This is a genomic window from Gardnerella sp. 2492, assembly GCF_050320365.1.
Taxonomy (GTDB): Bacteria; Actinomycetota; Actinomycetes; order Actinomycetales; family Bifidobacteriaceae; genus Bifidobacterium.
Window position 1 is genome coordinate 534,275 of sequence record NZ_CP186952.1, and the last position, 18,156, is coordinate 552,430.

Genomic DNA, 18,156 nt, shown 5'->3' on the forward strand with positions numbered 1-18,156 from the left:
TACTAATTTTGCTAGCTTTACAGCTTAAGATTATCAACCACTACTTGAGCAAGGCGAGCGCAAACTTCATCAGCTTGATCTTGAGTAGCAGCTTCGCACATAACGCGCACAAGCGGCTCAGTACCACTAGGACGTAGAAGCACGCGACCTGTATCTCCCAAAAGCTTAGATTCCTTTTCTACTGCAGCAAGAACAGCAGCGTTAGTTTTTGACGCCATTTTATCTACATTTGGAACATTTACAAGAGCCTGCGGAAGCTGTGGAAAATCTGCAGCCATTTGCGAAAGCTTCTTTCCGGAACGAACAACTTCGCGGCATAATGTCAAAGCAGTAAGCGTACCGTCACCAGTGGTGGCAAATTCGCGATTAATCACATGACCAGACTGTTCTCCACCAAGCGAATAATCATGCTTAAGCATTTCTTCAAGAACGTAACGGTCACCAACATTTGTTTGCACGGTTGCAATGCCCATATCTTTAAGAGCAAGTTTTAAGCCAAGATTGCTCATCACTGTAACTACAAGCGTATCGTGATTAAGTTTTCCTTCACGCTTTTTAGCTCTTGCTAGAATGCCCATAATCTGATCGCCATTAACCATATGGCCATTCTCGTCAACAGCCAAGCAACGATCGGCGTCACCGTCAAAAGCAACACCCAGATCAGCTTTCGAAGCTTTAACCATGGCTTGCAACTGCTCAGGATGCGTGGAACCAGCGTGATCGTTAATATTGTAGCCGTCAGGAGATGCGTTAATTACGATTACTTCAGCTCCAGCTCTGCGAAGTGCTTCAGGTGCTACAACAGAAGTAGCACCATTTGCGCAATCTGCTACAACACGCAACCCAGATAATGGCTTTGGTCGAGTTGAAGAATCACTATTTAGTGGAGCTACTGCAGAAACCAAATGATCAATATAAAGATTCGTTGCAGTATTAGTGTCATGACTAATACGACCAACGCCAGCGCCAGTCGGACGCTCCCAATCTTGGCCAAGCACAGCCTCAATCTCATCTTCCTTACTATCTGGAAGCTTAAAACCACCGCGAGCAAAGAATTTAATGCCGTTATCTGGCATAGGATTATGAGATGCGGAAATCACGGCACCCATCTCAACATTTAGTACAGAAGTTAAGAACGCAACGCCAGGAGTTGGAATAATTCCAGCATCAATAACGTCAAAACCGCCAGCGCTCATACCTGCAGACAAAGCTGCGGCGAGAAAATCACCCGATACGCGCGTATCTCTGCCAACAAGCGCACGACGGCGAGCATGTGCAGAATTATTAGCATCACCAGCCGACTCTACTTTTTCCGCAGAAGACGCATCTCCTAAAACGCGTACAGCAGCGTCGCCTAAATCAAGAGCAAGCTGAGCAGTTAAAGCACGATTTGCCAACCCACGCACACCATCAGTACCAAACATCCTTGGCATAATAAAGCCTCTTTCGCAAAATCACTTCAATCTGTGAGCGCACAAACAACATTGCATACTAGCACGTCACACTATTCGCAATTCTACTCACTGCTTTACATAACGCGCTAGCGCTTTGACAGAGCTAACTGGCGATAGTTAAATCACCAAACAAAGACACTCGCGCAGAAATAAAACTGCACGAGTGTCCCAAAACAAGCAAAATCAGACCCTAACGCAGAACGCAATCTGCACTAGTGTCTGAAGATAGGCAAAATCAGGCTCTAATGCAGAATGCGTACTGCAGGAGTGTCCGAATTTAGCGCAAGGAAGCGTTGTAATGCTGCACCTTAAGCGTGCGGCGCGAAGAATCAAGGCTGCCAAGCACCATGCGACGCAAAGCCTGATCCGCATCCTTATGCTCATCAAGCCAGAGCTGTCCGCGCTCAACTAACTCGTCTACATCCGCATAATTTGGATACAAGCCTTCAATCAAAGCCTCAGCCATGTGGAAAGTGCGATTCTTCCAAATCCACTCAACTTCAGCAAAGTAGCGCTCAACATAAGGCTTAACCAAATCGCCTTTAGCAGTGCTTGCAAAGCCAGCAACCACAGCACCCATTTGCATATTAGTCAAATCGAGATTGCGCAAAGCCTGTTCGAAAGCCCAATCCTTAGCTTCTGCAGTTGAGCGAGCCGCACGAGCTTGGTAAGCGTATTCGCGATTCTCGGTAGTATCGCGCTTAGCTAGCTCAGCGTCAATTCCAGCTTCATCCAAAGCGTTCACGCCTGCGAGCGCAATAAGAATGCTCCAGCGCAAGTCATTGTCGATTTCCAAGCCTTCTAAGCTCACGGAACCGTCGAGTAATCCGTTAGCTACGCGCAAGAACTCAGCATCTCCAACTTCGCCGTATCCAAGATAAGCCTTAACGAGCTGGAACTGCTCGTCGGAACCTGCAGAAGCTGCCAAAGCCAACTGCCAGAGTTCGTGAGCTACATGCTTTGCGACTTCTGCTTGACGCTCAGGCACCACGTAGTGGCTTGCAGTCACCTTTACTTGACCAAGAGCATAGCGGAAAGTAGTTGATTCACGCTCAGTTGCCAAAGCTTTAAGGCTGAGTTCCACAAAACGTTCTGCTGGGAATTCTGCGTCGCGAGTCATATCCCACAATGCGAGCCAAATAAGCGAGCGAGTCAAAGAATCCTTGAAACGATACAAGTTTTCTGCAGCAAATTCAAGCGACTTTTCGTCGAAACGTAACTTTGTATAAGTCAAATCGTCGTCGTTTACGAGAATAAGCGCAGGCATTTTTTCGCCGCTAGCTTCCGCAACTTCCGTCACTTCGCCGTCAACGTCAAGTTCGATTCGCTTCGTGCGCTTAATTTCGCCAGTTGCTTCATCTACATTGTAGAATCCAACAGCCAAACGGTGTGCGCGAAGAACAGGATGCTCAGCCGGCGCGCTCTGACGCAAACGCAAGGAAGCAATAGTACCGTCAGCTGCTTCTTCTACTTCGGTAGAAATCGTGTTAATTCCAGCCTTTTCAAGCCATTGAGCACTCCAAGACTTAAGATCGCGTCCGCTTGTAAGTTCTAACTCATGAAACAAATCAGCCAAAGTCGCGTTGCTGTATGCGTGCTTACTCAAATAGTTGTGGATTCCTTCAAAGAACTTTTCGCGACCAACGTACGCTACGAGTTGCTTTAATACGGAAGCGCCCTTTGCGTAGGTGATGCCGTCGAAGTTAACGGAAGTGTCGTTCAAATCGTTGATTGGAGCCACGATTGGGTGCGTTGTTGGAAGCTGATCTTGATTAAGAGCCCAGCTTTTTTCGCCAGAATTGAAAGTGCTCCAAGCGTCATGCCACTCGGTTGCTTCAGCAGTTGCAAGAGTAGAAGTGAATTCTGCGAAGGATTCGTTAAGCCACAAATCATTCCACCACTTCATGGTCACGTAGTCGCCGAACCACATGTGTGCAAGCTCGTGCAAAACTGTTACAACGCGGCGCTCAGCATAAGCGTCTGTAACTTTGGATTCAAACACGTACTGATCGCGAATTGTAACCATACCAATGTTTTCCATAGCTCCAGCGTTGTATTCTGGCACGTAAATCTGATCGTACTTTGCGTACGGATATGGCACTCCCCAAGTCTTAGCGTAGAAAGCAAAACCTTTCTTCGTAATATCGAACAAGTAGTCAACGTCTTTTGCAAAAGCGTCTTTAAGTGCCTGACGGCAGTACATTGCCATTGGCACTACGCGACCGTCTTCGTTGTTGTAAGTTGTGTGCCACTGCGCGTAAGGGCCTGCGCAGATAGCAGTTAAGTAAGAGCTCATCTTTGGAGTTGACTCGAATACCCAACGCTTCATGCCTTCTACAGCGCCATTTTCCAAAGTGCCTGCTTCAGTTTCGCGGCCTTCCAGCACTGTTTCGCTTTTAACTGGCATGTTGGAAGTTACGATCCAGCTTTCTGGAGCGTCTACGCTAAAGTCAAAAACAGCTTTCAAATCTGGCTGATCAAACACAGCATAAACGCGGCGAGCATCCGGCACTTCGAACTGAGTATACAAATAAACGTTTCCGTCAGAAGGATCAACACTTCTGTGCAAACCTTCGCCCGTGTTGGAATACTGGCAGTTTGCTACAACTTCTACAGTATTGTGCTCAAGAAGATTTTCTAGCTCAATTCGGCTGTCTGCAAAAACTTTAGAAACGTCAAGAGCGGTACCGTTTAACACCACGGATTCTACGCTATTTGCAATCAAATCAAGGAAGCTTGCACTACCAGCCTTAGCGTCGAACTCAATCTTCGTGCGCGAAGTAAAATCGCGTCCGCCTTTTCCTAAATCGAGTGCAACATCGTAGTGAATTGGCATTTGGATAGCGTCGAAACGCTCTTGAGCTTCTACGCGAGTCAGATTTGCTCCTGGCATATCTACCTTCCTTATATTTTTCTTATATATTTTTATATATTTTTATATATTTTTATATATTTTTATATATTTTTATATATTTTTATATATTTTTATATATTTTTCTTATATTTTTATTCTTGATTATTTTCTGAAATATCTGCTACTACTGGCACTATCATTGGCTTCCTGCGCAAAGTTCTAGCAATCCAACTGCCCAAAGTACGTCTCATAACCTGCTGCAGCTTATAAGTATCACGCTCACCGTGCATCATAGCATCGCGCAACTGCTCTACTATTTGGTAGCGAACTTTTTCGAAATCACTTTCGTCTTCTGCAACTGCATTAAGATAAATCTTCGGACCAGAAACAACATCAGCTGTTTTAGTATTTACAACCACAAAGCTGGAAACGAAACCTTCCGTACCCAAAATGCGTCGCTTTTCAAGTTCCTCGTCTGTAAGCTCACCAACGGAATCACCATCAACATAAACGTATCCGCAAGGCACAGAGCCTACCACTGCAGCGTTCCCGTGATACAAATCCACCACATCGCCATCTTCAGCAAGCACAACGTTATTGGGATCAACACCAGTTTTTACTGCAATCAAGCCGTTTGCAACTAAGTGACGATGCTCGCCATGAATTGGCATAGCACATTTTGGTTTCACAATGTTATACAAGTAAAGAAGTTCACCCTCATTGCAGTGACCAGACACGTGAATAGCAGCATTATCCTTATTTATTACACGCGCGCCAAGCTGCACGAGTTTATTAATAACCTTATAAACTTCATGCTCATTTCCTGGTATAAGCGAGCTAGCTAAAATCACAGTATCAAACTCATTAACTGTAATATCTCTGTGATTTCCGTCAGCAATACGTCCAAGAGCTGCCATCGGCTCGCCTTGTGAACCGGTGCACATGTACACAAGTTTGTCGTCTTGAATATCCTTAGCTTGCTTTAAGTCCACAACTGTATTTTCAGGAATATGCAAGTAACCTAAATCTGCCGCAATCGACATGTTACGAACCATCGAGCGACCAACAAAAACGACTTTTCTTCCAAACTTGTGCGCTGCATCAACCACTTGTTGCACACGGTGTACGTGACTTGAGAAGCTAGCAACAATAATTTTACGAGCAGCTTCAGCAAATGCGCGATCCAAAGCAGGACCAATAGAAGTTTCAGGTTTTACAAATCCTGGAACTTCAGCGTTTGTAGAATCAGCCATAAGCAAATCAATACCTTGCTCTCCCAACCGGCCAAATTCTACCAAATCCGTAATTCTATGATCTAGCGGCAGCTGATCGAGTTTAATATCTCCAGTATCGATAAGAGTTCCAGCAGCTGTTTTTACGCAAACTGCGAGCGCGTCTGGAATTGAGTGCGTAACTGTAATAAATTCAAGGTTGAATGGGCCAACTTTGAGCTTATCTCTACCTTCTACGCGAATCATTTTTGGTTCTATATAGTGTTCTTTACACTTTGCTTCTACGAAAGCAAGAGTAAGTTTAGAACCAATCAGAGGAATATCCGGGCGCATTTTAAGAAGGTAAGGAACACCGCCAATATGATCTTCATGACCGTGCGTCAAAACTAAAGCTTCTACTTTGTCAAGACGATTTTGAATATAGTGAAAATCTGGAAGAATCAGGTCTACGCCTGGCTGTTCTTCTTCTGGGAATAGTACACCGCAATCAATAAGCAGAATATGACCGTTATACTCGATTACGTTCATATTACGGCCAATTTCGCCAAGTCCACCAAGCGGCACAATTCGCATGGAGCCTTTACGATATTTTGGCGGCGTAATAAGTGCGCCTTCGCGCTGATCGTTTACTACTGGCGGCAGCGCGTTAGCAGATTTTGTATCAGTTTTTACAGCAGATTTTTTAGTTTTTGCAGACTGAGAAGACTGTTGCGATGTTGTCGATTTCACAGATTCTGTAGATTCTTTCTTCATAGTTTTTTTAACAAATTTACCGGTGGATTTGGCCGCAACAGAGCTGCCGGCGACATCATCTAATCCTGCTTCACGCAGCGCAGCATCTAGCACGGCTGCAATCATGTCGTCTGTTAACTCAGCACGTTGCGAATTTCCATCGTGACGAGCATCACTAGCATCGTCAGACTTACTCAACGCTGTTATGCTCATAATTTAGTGCTTACGGAAATGATCCCAAACTTTAATGCCAATACCGATAACTACTACAACAATTGCAAAAATTAAAAATGCTTTAACAGCAGCACCAGTTTCTGGTAACTCAAAGCCTAATGCAGCAGCATTATTCACAAACATTCCACACATATTCACCTCTGTTCTACACAAAATCGCACCAACGTACTATTTTGCAGCACTCACCGCAAAACTTACGATTTTTGCGAACACTTATTTTCTATTATACGCGACTTGGCTTACTGACAAAAACCATTACAATAAGCCACCCTAATATTGCTATAGGAATTGCAGCCAACGTTGAAATCCACGGCACCATAATGCCAGCGTGCACATTCCACGCGTCTATTGCAGAGCCTGCAGCTAGTGATCCTAAAGATGCTCCAACAGCAGAAGCCGTAGGAAGCCAAGATAAGCCTTCTGTAAGCGACTGTTCTGGCACTGTTGCTTTTACAATAAGATTTCCTGTTGCAAAAATTGGTGAAACGCATAGGCCGGATAAAGTTTCAAATACGCTTAGGAACAATAGGTGATCAATACTAAGGCTCATAAGTATGTAGCCTAAAGTGAGCAAACTTAAGAAAATTATAAGATGCGACCAGTTAGATCCAGGGAACTTATGCGAACCAAAAATTATTGCTCCTATAAGAGATCCAAAAGCAAATAAAGCCAGCTGCAAACCTATGAGATTTTCCAAATTTTGAGATTTCATAGTAGCAGTAATAGAAACGTCGAATGCACTAAAGCTCATATTAAACACTACGAACATAATAACAAGCGGCAAAATGCCTCTGTATAAAAGCACGTTTTTAGTTTTTTTATTATTATGGTTACGCAGACGTTTTAGAGTAAATTTGTCAATAAACGACGCATCTTTTTTAGAATCTACTTCTACTGACTTATCTTTTTGTACTGCTATAAGCACGTCAACATCGTTAGAGGAAGCAGAATCTACTTGCAAAACTGTTAGCACTGCCGGCTGCGTATTTCTCAGTGAGAAGAACCACGCTCCGCCTAAACCGCTTGCTAAAATCGGCACAAAAAGCTGCGAAACTGGATGTACTGAAGTAGCTAACCAAGCTGCAAGAATAGGGCCGAAAATAAACACAAGTTCGTCAATTCCAGACTCTAAAGCGTACGCCACGTTTAGCAAAGTGTCGTCATTTTCAGATTTTAACGTGTACGCCCATCGAGTTCGCACTAAAGCTCCGAAAGCAAACTGCGTAATTCCCATGATTATTGCAAGCACAAACAAAACAGGAAGTGACACGTGAGCAAGTACCGCAAAAGCAAAAGCTAACATTGCTACAACCTGTGAGCTTAAAGCTATGCCACCAATTTTCCGCTGTCCAAAACGATCGAATAATTTTGCGTACAATGGTGTAACTGCAGCCTGTGCTAGCACGTACGCTGCAGCCATCGCTCCTGCAACAGTCCAATTGTTATATAAGCTGTTTAAAGCAAGCACAATACCTAAACCCATCATAGACATAGGAAGACGTGCTATTGCAGCAGAAATACAGAATGCTTTTGCTCCGCGAAATGCGAATAATCTTTTATAATTGTTGGCTGCAGTATGTTCAGAAGTTGCAGTATGTTCAGAAGCTGCAGTTTTTTCTGATTCTGCTGACTTCTTATTCGCTTCTGGCGACAACATACTACTCACTTTCCTTACAAAGAATCTTATAAAACTATTTTCACATTCAATTTCGGCATCTTACCGATTTAGAGCATCTTCTTATTTTAACCAGAACCTGTATATTTTATAAATAGTTATTACGATTTCTAATAAATAACTATCGTTTTTGTATATACTATATCCAGCAAAATTAAGCGTATACGTTTGTTACTTGTTCTGCTCATGTCTCTTAGTACGTGAACAGAAAGGCTCACCAGAGTATATGAACAAATCGTCTACTAAATATTTTGAGTCACTATAGTTTGAGTAAATAGCTTTATTTGCATTGTCTTTTCTGCACCATACGGCATCTTTACGCAATCCGTGATAATCATAGAAACTAACATCACAAGCAGTATCCGTATGCAAGTAATACCTGTTAACTCCTTTACTGCGAAGCATTTGCATAGTTTGTTTCCATAATCTTCCACCAACACCGTGTCCTCGAGACTCTGGAGAAACTATAAATAGTTCTAACTCTGCTTGAGTTAAGTCGTTAATATGCGATTTAGCTTCTAGTTTTGTTTCTATAGCACGCATGGATTTTGCAGCGTGTAAAGCTTTTGAAAAATTAGGATCTGGATTTTCCAACATCATTTCATCTTGCTTTTTGATCATATCGCGCAATTGTGGAAAAAGTACTTTGTCTTCAAATACTCGAGAAAAAAGTAGTCCCATAAATTTTCCGTTAGACTGTGCGATAATTCCATGCGTAGATGGTTCCATATAGTGCATTACGAAACGTTTAGAAAGCTCTTTTGACGCTTCTTTTCCAACTATATCCGGTATACCCCAGGTACGTTCATACTCTTCAGATATTGAATCAATATCTTCTATAGTTACAGGCCTAAATGTTACTTCCAAGATATTCCTCCTTCGATTTTTCTCTATATATACAATTATTACGTAATTTTTCCGTCAAATGCAATCATTTATAGTATAAAATTAGCCAAATAGCAGCACTTTCGTTTTAATTTACTTCATCATCTTCACTATCTTCACTATCTTCATCATCTTTAAGTGCAAATTCAGGAGTATTGCGAAGCTGCGAAAGAATTTCTTCCCTACTTTTTGCTTCAGCATGTATTTCTCGCCCAGATTCATCCTCTACGTCCACATAGTAAAGCGTAGCGTCGATAGCTTCTAAAGGTGCATTTGTTATTAAAGAAAGCAACAGTCTATACCAATCGAGTTGCGCAAGTTTACGCTCTATATCATCTGCTTTAGTAGGCTTATGTCCAGTTTTCCAATCAACTACTGTATAGAGTTTGCTTTTGTCTTTGGTATCTAGACCTCCTGCAAATACAGCGTCTATTTTGCCGTTAATAATGCGATTACCTAATTCGTTTACATGAGCGACAATTGGTTGTTCTGCAGAAAGCGGACGTCGAAAAGCCCAGCTCGATTTTACCAGTCTTGACTCCCATAGAAGAAGTTTTTTCTGGGCTGAAATCTCAGCTCTTGACAAAGATTCATCGTTTTCAAAAGCAAAATCATCATTTAAATGACTTTCATATAACGATTTTTCAACATCAAGATCATTAATCATATTTTTTTGTAAATCTGTATGCTCTTTTAGCTCTACCCCACTTTGCACAATATTTTTCCAAGTAGAACCCAAAGAATAAGTTTCTTCACTGTTTGTTTCAAAATTTTCAGCAAATACACAACCTGCTTTAACAAATTGTTCCGCCCAAGCGTGGAAACGAGTACCCAAATCTGCCTCCGGCGACACAATTCTTGGAATTGGACGTATAAGAGCCATCCACTCGTTGCGCAATCTAATATTTTGGTTATTTTGAAGCTGATTTTTAGGCAAAGATTTGTTATTATCAGCATGCAAATCAACTCTTCTTTGCAATGCAGTAACAGGCAATCTTCCAGAATCGTTAAGTTTTTCTACTTTAGACTGCAACCAGTCGTTATTATTCCAATTTTTAGGCATTATATCGTTATCTTCTGCAAGTTCTTTTGCTCTAATAAGTAGAGAGTTATTTAACTCAGATTCGCCTAAAAGCGGATTATTATAAGAAGATTTATCATTTAATACATTCTGCTCGTTAAGATTGCCTTCTAAAACATTGCCTTCTAAAACGCACTTTGCGGAACTTTTTAACGCTTCTCTTATGCCGTCACTTATACTACTAGGCCAAGAGAGAGAAGTTGTTTCAAGTTTTTCAGGAATACTACTAGGCTGAGATAAAATTTTAACTAAATCATCACAATAGTCGCCAAGTATATAGCCTCCATCATCACCTATCGTAATTTTTGCACAAGAATCTTTTTTATTTTGCGAAAAAAGTTCCTGCTTAACGTCGCCATTATCAGCAGAATCGTAAACTTCATCCCAAAAAACTGAAGATTTTTTTGTAGAACCTTTATCATTTAAAGCCATCGAAGTATTCGCACTGCAAGTAAGAAGAGCAGCAAATTTTGCGCGCGTCAAAGCCACATACATAAGATGACGCTCATCCGCATGCAGCGCACGACCTCTTTCTTGCGATTGAGAAAGAGGAAGAGAACCGTTTCTTTTACTTTCACAAACTTCTTTTATTTCATCCGGAAGATCTGACTCATCAATACCAGCTTTATCGCATATAGTTTTTGCAATATCAACTAAATATGATGCTCTAGAGCCGTACACTTCTTCATCAAATTGCTCAGCACTCTTAAAATCCGCTAAAGAAATTTCCGGATTCATACTTGTTTCAAGATCTGCATTATGCGGAAATCTTGGAAGTATATCTGCGTCAACTCTAAGCGGTACAGGAACTTTAGAAGCTATAGAAATAGCAGCATACGCGGTTTCATTATAAGAGCATTTACCTTCAGACTCGTTTCTACTCACCTTTAGTTCATCTCCTTGAGAGCTTGGAAACGCGCCGTCATTAAGACCGACTATTGCCACAGCCGGCCATTCCAAACCCTTAGACTGATGAACTGTCATAAGAACTACGTCAGCTGGATCATCTAAAGAAACTGGGGAATCTTTAACAGAACCTAAACTGTTTAGCCATTGTATGAAACCGTGCAAAGTTGGAGCAGTAAAATCACCCATTTCTTGCACATACGAGTCAGATAAAGCAAGTAAAGCGTCAAAAGAAGAACGCATATCTGCTAGCAGACTATCGCTAGTAGACTCAGAGTTGCTAAGCGCGTTAGCTACAGCAACATCAATATCTATTTGCAAAGTTTCAACAGCGGCACGTATTATTTCGTGCAAACTGTCGTGACGAGCACAGTCTACAGCATTAATCATTCCACCTAATCTCAATGCTGAAGCAAAACCATGCTCACTCATGCAATTACGCAAAGAATCTAAACAAGAGTCTACAGAACCTGCAGATCCTACAGAGTCTCCTGCACTTGCATTAATTCCAGCATATCTTTCCTCATTCTCCTCATAAGCTTTTATAAATACGTCAGCTAAGAACACTCCTCCTCGAATATTTGCTGCCTGAGGATCTTGCTGAGATTTTTCACGAACTACTTTAGCGAACTGTGATTTAGGAATATTAGCGTCTACTAAACCAGCCTGAACTAAAGCGCGAAAAATATACTCTGTATTTGCTGCAGTTGCAATATTAGCAGCCGCTTCTAAATCACTTGTGCTAAGAGAAAAACGCGCAGTAGCGCATAAACGCATTAATTCTGAAGTTTTACTATGATCATCTACGACTTTTAGCAGAGCGAGAACGTCTTTAATTTCCGGCTTTTCCAACATTGCAGAATATCCTACTGTAATTGTGCGCAAACCAGCTTTTTGTAAAGCCTGCTCGTACAAAGAAATATTTGTTTTGCTGCGTAAAAGCACTGCAAGGCGAGGACTTTTTGTATCAGTACGATCATTATCTGCCAGTTTTGTATTCTTAACATACTTTGCAAATCGCACAACAGATTCAATTTCTTGATATTGAGTAGGCAGTTTCAAAACTCCCAAAATTCCTAACGAGGAAGATTCTGCTGAATTAAGACGAGTTACAGCAACTTCACTTGCAAGAGAACTGCTATGCTGTACAGGCGGAATTCTAAGAGGGTGAGTAATAGAATTAGCTGCAGCTAAAATAATCTTTGCATTACGTCTTGTAACAGTAAGCGAATACTTACAGTCTTCATTAAGATTCAAAGTATCATAAAACTTTCGAAAAGCTCCAGAACTAGCTCCTCTAAACGAATAAATTGCTTGGAATGGATCTCCTACTGCAGCTATGCGAGTATCAGATTCCACAGTATTTTCAGTATTTAGTTTATGGAACAAAGCAGTTATAAGCATTGCTTGTGTTGTTGAAGTATCCTGATACTCGTCAAGAAGAACATATTTATATTGACGACGATAATTCGCAGCAATTGACGGAAAATGAGTAACTAAACGGTATGCAGCTATAGTAAAATCGCTAAATTGTGCCATATTTGCGCGTTGTTTTGCTGCATCAAATTCAAGCACTAGATTTAGAAGAATATCTCTTTTTACAGCAGACTCGTATAAGCTTTTGCAAGATTCGTTATACGTGTTAGGAAGAGTACTATTTAAATAATCTACATACTTTTTCGCATATTCTGAGCATTTATTTTTATAAGTTTCGTCAGTATCTTTTTTTGTGCGGCTAAGTCTGCAGATTGGTTTTTTAGCAAATTCTGCAATATTTTTAGCTTTCTCAATATCGTTATTTTCTCGAGTAGCATCACTAAAACTTTGGTATGATGAATTATTTTCATGCTTTATTTTTAAGACTTTACATAAGCAATTTATAAATGCAGTATTCCACTTTTTTGCTTCATCAACAGCGCTAGCAATACTGTCTAAAGATTCACCTTTGCTATTTACGCCAATCATTGAGCAAGCTATATCTGAAGATAGTGCCAACACGTCGTTAATAAGAGTATCCCAGTTATACCAGCGAATATCTTCAGGATGCTTTTGGAAGTAATCTCCAATCAGTGGTTTTATAAGCTCGCGAGCGCCAGCTTCACTTAATGGTTGAGTATTGTGGTCAAATCCTACAAGTAGTCCGTATTGGCGTACGATAGATTGGAAGAACGCATCGTATGTCATAACTTCAGGTTTCATAAATAAGTTACTTATAGAATTATTATTTGAAGAATTATTTCTGTGCTGGTTTACTGCATTTGAAACTCTAGAAAGTAGTTCGGATGCTGCTTTGTTAGTAAATGTTAATCCTAGAATACTTTCTGGAGCTACACCCATTTCTATAAGATTTATAACTCTTCTGGTCATTGTGTAAGTTTTTCCAGATCCAGCACCTGCTACGATTAGCATGTTTTGTTTAAGAGATGCTTCTATGGCTGCAGACTGTTCAGGACTATCTGTGATTTTGTTTTTTGTAATTCCTGTTATTTTTGCAGTTTCTTTCATTTTCGCACCTCGTATACTGTATCTACTTGTCCTGCGCATGCTGGGCATACGTTACGATTTCTGCAGTAGCGCATGTGTTGCGGAGTTGGTTTAGCTGTGATTTTGTGAGATTTAATAATTGCAGCAGCGTAGAATACTCTCGAAATCATAGCAAGTGACCATTTTGCGCAAGTTGGTAGCGATAAGAATGCTTTCCAAACTTTTTCGCTAATATTGCCAGGATTTTCTCGAATAGCATCCCAATCTATATCACTTAACTTGTTTATATCTTTTATACTTATTCGCGGTTCGAAAGGATCTGTATTTAGCATGTTATTTTTAAAAATAGGTTGCTGATATATGTTTTCTGCTACATTTCGATCTTGTGCTGGATAGTCTTTTTCTACTACGTGGAAAAGTACGCTTCTAGCGATTCTAGGAGGATTTGGCATATTTATAAGCGGATTTTCATCAGCAAAAGCTAAAGCAAGCTGGTAGCATACAAGTTGTAAATCATTAAAAACAGCCGATGCGCTTATTGGTTTTCCTGTTTTATAGTCTATAAGACGTAAAATTTTCGTTCCATCGTTTAATTTTCTTAATTCTTCACGATCTATACGTCCATGAATATGTATGTTGAGATTTTCTTTAGCACCGTCAGGCCATCCACCAACTAGTGCGCCCATTATAGAGAAAACTTCACTTTTGCTGAGTTTTTCAGCGTTCTCAGCACTATTTGAGTTACTTAAAGTTTCATTAACAACTTTAGTTATGTCATCTAAACTTATGTGAGCACTTATAGGTAATTCCACATACGCTTCTACTAAGTCTCCTATGCTGCTTTCTAAATTCTTACTTGATTTGCTAAGAGACTCCACTACACCAGTTTCTGACTTTTTTGCTACTAAATTATAGTTGCAAGCGTTTTTAGAAGTCACGAAATACTGCGCTATAGCGTATATTGCACGATCAATATTATGTTCTCTTTCAATTGCTTTATAACGTTCTTCAAGATTATGAACTTCACTAAAATCTGGTGCAATACTGTGATAATACTCAATCATTTGTTTTGCAACATACGAAATGAGTTTTACTTGACTAGAGTAAACAGATTGCTCCGATAATTCATTTTTATCATTCGTAAACTCTTCATTTTTAACTTCCTTCATATCGAAGTGTTTTTCTTCACTTGCCCAACGAGCAGTTTCGTGAATTAGAGTACCGAAAGATGCAGCTACACTACTTGATTGCGGCCCTGAAAACTTTCTATCTAATAAACCACATACAGGGCAAGCCCATAAACTATCTACCATAGAAGGAGACAAACTAACTTCTGTAGAATTATTATCTTCAGCAGTTGAGTCTACATTAATATTTTCTGCAAATTCACCATCTGCATGCATGAAATCCCATTGTTCTGGGTTTGCGCAAGAAACTCCATGATCTCGCAATAATTTTAGAGCCTGACAAGCATCATTTACATAATTTTTATTAGTTTGAGAATCTGCTGCAGCGTTGGAAACTTCGCTAATATTACTTGCGTTACTTGCGTTACTTGCGCGAACAAGTCGAGCTCGAGCTGCAGCAACAAGTCCACGAACATCCATATCTATACCAGCAAAAGGCTCTACTCTTTGAGTAAATTCAGTACCTTCCCCATCCTCGAAATACCATTCCGGTAGATAAGAATAAAGAAAATCACTAGGAGCGCACTCGTCACTTTTGACAGCACTTATATTAAGAGTTTCAGTTGCGCGAGTAACTGCTGTTAAGAAGCTACGCTGTTCAGCTGCAAAAATAGTAGCTTTATCGTTATAGGAAAGATTTTTTATATTTAATGAAATTTTGTTATTTTTAGAGCCGTTTATTGAAGAATTACGAGATTCTAGCACAATTTGCGTTAATATTTCTACACCAAACATTGTGCTGCGTGAAGCTAAATTAGGCCAAACTTTTTGTTCTACGCTAGGCATCCACACTAATGGCCAATGATTTCCAGCAGCTCCTGCAGGAGTTGTAAGAGTGACGGCATCTGTAACAGGTGCTACTGAAGCTAAAGAGTCTGCCTCAATTTCCATACCACGCACTTGAGCTATAAAATCAATAATATCTACACTATTTTTGCCGGAAGTACTTAAATTTTCTTCCCTAAAGTCTTCTATATTGGAATTACTAAAAGATTGCACATAATCAAATAATCGCATTGCGGCATCAAGTCTATCGTTTGCTAATCTTCCTTCGCGATTGTTAATCAACGCAAGCTTTTGCCATAAAGAAGCAACATCGCTCATCTGCCAAGCTTGAGAAAGAGCATATTTTGCAGTCCGCAAATATGAGTGAGAATTAAGTTTTATAGCAAATTTACAAATATTCTGCCAAACTTTAGAAAATGCAAGCACATGAGGATCGTGAGGTGCCATAGACTCGAGAATAGAAATTATCGTATTATAATCATCTTTCTCAGCAAAAGAATTATTAGAAGTTTCTAAACTGTCTGCAAAAATATTTTTGCAAGCAGAAAGTAGCAGCAGTAAATAGCATGAATTGAGACTAAATTTTTTACTATCTTCATTTGGATTTGCGTCAAAAAGTCGATTATCAATACTAATTTGCTGAGCTTTTTGCGAATTTATATTAGATTCATGCAAAACTTTATCAACAAACAAATTCCATTCTTTGATAGCACTTTTTAATGGAGCAACTTCCCCACTAACACTGCTATCTACAACATCAGCATCAACCATTGAAGCCAGAGAAACTAAAGAACGCAAACAAGACTCAACGCTACTCATGCGAGCAGGGCGCAAAAACTCTACTGTTTCTCCGCTATAACGATATAAAGCAACAAGAGGACTATCTACAATTGCAGTAAGTCTTTCTCTAACAAATAAAGCTATGCTTTGTAAAGTTTTACCATTTTCAATCTGTTTGAAAATATAAGAACTTCCACGACTTACAAAAATCGCAAGCTCTATAAACGCAAAAAGACCTTGCACAAAAGGTTCTTCACTCAAAGGTTTTGTTACAAGAGAATATCGTACAGGTACACCGTCTTGTTTTAGCCTCTCACCAAACGCACGAACTATAGAATTATCGTGCGCTATAAGAGCCATATCAGACCACGCTCTGCGTTTAGATACATGACTTTGCTTAATATCCCACACAATGGCATCTAATTCTTGGCTTGTAGAACGATACAAAGATGCAGTCAAACTATTATCTTTAGACAAATATGGAGTTTTAGGATTAGAACTAACCATATTCGTAACAGCTTCTATAGGATATGCTCCCTCAAAAAGCTTTAGTTTCCACGGGCGCTTAGGAAGCGCAATAGAGGAATCAAGTTGCGAAGAAATAGAAAACGATACGCGAGAAGAAAGTAAATTAAGAGCTGAAATCTTAGAATAAGAGCTAACAGCATTATCAGCGTTATTATCAGCGTTATTATCAGTCAGTTTTATTTCAGCAGCGCAAAGAGGTTCTAAACGCGCAGCAGAAATAACATAATCAGGATAAGATCCGCGGAAAGATTGCACTGACTCATCCGGATTAGCAAGAAGCACAATTTTAGTACCAGCCTTACTAAGCGCTTCAATAAACGACAATCCAGCCAAAGTTACATCATGAAAATCGTCAACAATAAGAACTTCTGGTATAGGGCAATCATAATTATCAAAAGATATGCTACTTTTTAGTTCTTCTACCGCATTCGCTCCCTCAACAAGCAAACTAGAAGAATCCAAACGAAAATCATGCGGATACTCAACAGAAACAAGATTCCTATATTCTTTTCGCAAAGCAAAAGCTAAATTCCATTGAACTTTGCATCTAGATACAATCTCACTACTTTGAGAATCATTTGTACCAATATTTGTATCAATATTCGTACCACTGTTGCCAGCATTAGAAACATTATCTAAGTATGAAAAAACTTTCGACTCGTCAGAATCGCTTACACCAAGTTCATCTAATCTAGCAAGCATATCGCGAAGTTGATGCATAAAAGCGGAACTTATGCTACTTAAACTATCCTCCTCAGCGCTTTTAACACTATTCGATTTGTCAGTTAAACCAGTTAAATCATTTAAATCAGTTAATACACCAACCCACGATTTAGTAGAAAAATAGTTCTGTAACAGATCGCATACAGAACAATCACCATTTTCACCACGTAAAACATGATCAATATGAGATTTCACAACTTGGCGAAGAATAGCATCCTGCTCAGCACCATTAAGTAATTTAGGCAAATACGAGCCATTCATACGACTTCTAGCACTAATAAGCGAAAACGCTAAAGCAGAAAGCGTACCAACAGGCCTAGCTTTATCGGTGACACCAAGCTCACGAATAATATCGTCAGAAAGACGATCTGCAATAACCCTATTCTGCACACTCAACGCATTAACTCGACGAGGCCAACGCTTGCAAGCGCACAACATCGCCTTGAAAGCAAAACGAGTTTTACCGTAATTCGGAGCGCCGAACACAAGCAAAGTATTCGTCGCTTCACCATTAGGTAGTTTAAGAACCCCATCAAAAAGCGCCTGCAATTGAGCATCTTCGTCACACATACTCATCATTCTAGCAACAAAGCATTAGCAGAACATCTACGGAAA

At 40.2% G+C, this 18,156-nt stretch carries 8 protein-coding genes; all 8 read right to left on the reverse strand.

What is annotated here, in order from left to right:
- Positions 1–17: 17 nt before the first annotated feature.
- The gene (gene glmM / locus ACPFYS_RS02020; RefSeq protein ID WP_427877351.1) at positions 18–1,433 is read right to left on the reverse strand and encodes a phosphoglucosamine mutase; all 1,416 of its coding nucleotides are present in this window, start codon (positions 1,431–1,433) and stop codon (positions 18–20) included.
- A gap of 298 nt (positions 1,434–1,731) precedes the next feature.
- On the reverse strand, positions 1,732–4,347 hold the full coding sequence (gene pepN / locus ACPFYS_RS02025; protein ID WP_427877353.1) for an aminopeptidase N: 2,616 nt from the start codon (positions 4,345–4,347) through the stop codon (positions 1,732–1,734).
- A gap of 113 nt (positions 4,348–4,460) precedes the next feature.
- Positions 4,461–6,398: a ribonuclease J gene (locus ACPFYS_RS02030; RefSeq protein WP_427877584.1), complete on the reverse strand. Its 1,938-nt coding sequence runs from the start codon at positions 6,396–6,398 to the stop codon at positions 4,461–4,463.
- 90 nt (positions 6,399–6,488) lie between these two features.
- Positions 6,489–6,638: a hypothetical protein gene (locus ACPFYS_RS02035; RefSeq protein WP_427877355.1), complete on the reverse strand. Its 150-nt coding sequence runs from the start codon at positions 6,636–6,638 to the stop codon at positions 6,489–6,491.
- Positions 6,639–6,729: 91 nt separating this feature from the next.
- Positions 6,730–8,163 (reverse strand): MFS transporter, encoded by a 1,434-nt coding sequence (locus ACPFYS_RS02040; RefSeq protein ID WP_427877586.1) that lies wholly within the window; start codon positions 8,161–8,163, stop codon positions 6,730–6,732.
- A 189-nt stretch (positions 8,164–8,352) separates the two neighbouring features.
- A complete protein-coding gene (locus ACPFYS_RS02045; RefSeq protein ID WP_427877357.1) occupies positions 8,353–9,048 on the reverse strand; it encodes a GNAT family N-acetyltransferase in 696 nt (231 codons plus the stop codon).
- 106 nt (positions 9,049–9,154) lie between these two features.
- Positions 9,155–13,558 (reverse strand): ATP-dependent DNA helicase, encoded by a 4,404-nt coding sequence (locus ACPFYS_RS02050; RefSeq protein WP_427877359.1) that lies wholly within the window; start codon positions 13,556–13,558, stop codon positions 9,155–9,157.
- On the reverse strand, positions 13,555–18,111 hold the full coding sequence (locus ACPFYS_RS02055; protein ID WP_427877361.1) for a PD-(D/E)XK nuclease family protein: 4,557 nt from the start codon (positions 18,109–18,111) through the stop codon (positions 13,555–13,557). The genes ACPFYS_RS02050 and ACPFYS_RS02055 overlap by 4 nt, the downstream gene beginning before the upstream one ends.
- Between the last annotated feature and the right edge of the window lie 45 nt (positions 18,112–18,156).

Bases quoted from the DNA above. Each gene is read 5' to 3' on its own strand.
- glmM (WP_427877351.1), bottom strand. From the start codon at position 1,433: ATGCCAAGGATGTTTGGTACTGATGGTGTGCGTGGGTTGGCAAATCGT.
- pepN (WP_427877353.1), bottom strand. From the start codon at position 4,347: ATGCCAGGAGCAAATCTGACTCGCGTAGAAGCTCAAGAGCGTTTCGAC.
- ACPFYS_RS02030 (WP_427877584.1), bottom strand. From the start codon at position 6,398: ATGATTGCAGCCGTGCTAGATGCTGCGCTGCGTGAAGCAGGATTAGAT.
- ACPFYS_RS02035 (WP_427877355.1), bottom strand. From the start codon at position 6,638: ATGTGTGGAATGTTTGTGAATAATGCTGCTGCATTAGGCTTTGAGTTA.
- ACPFYS_RS02040 (WP_427877586.1), bottom strand. From the start codon at position 8,163: ATGTTGTCGCCAGAAGCGAATAAGAAGTCAGCAGAATCAGAAAAAACT.
- ACPFYS_RS02050 (WP_427877359.1), bottom strand. From the start codon at position 13,558: ATGAAAGAAACTGCAAAAATAACAGGAATTACAAAAAACAAAATCACA.
- ACPFYS_RS02055 (WP_427877361.1), bottom strand. From the start codon at position 18,111: ATGTGTGACGAAGATGCTCAATTGCAGGCGCTTTTTGATGGGGTTCTT.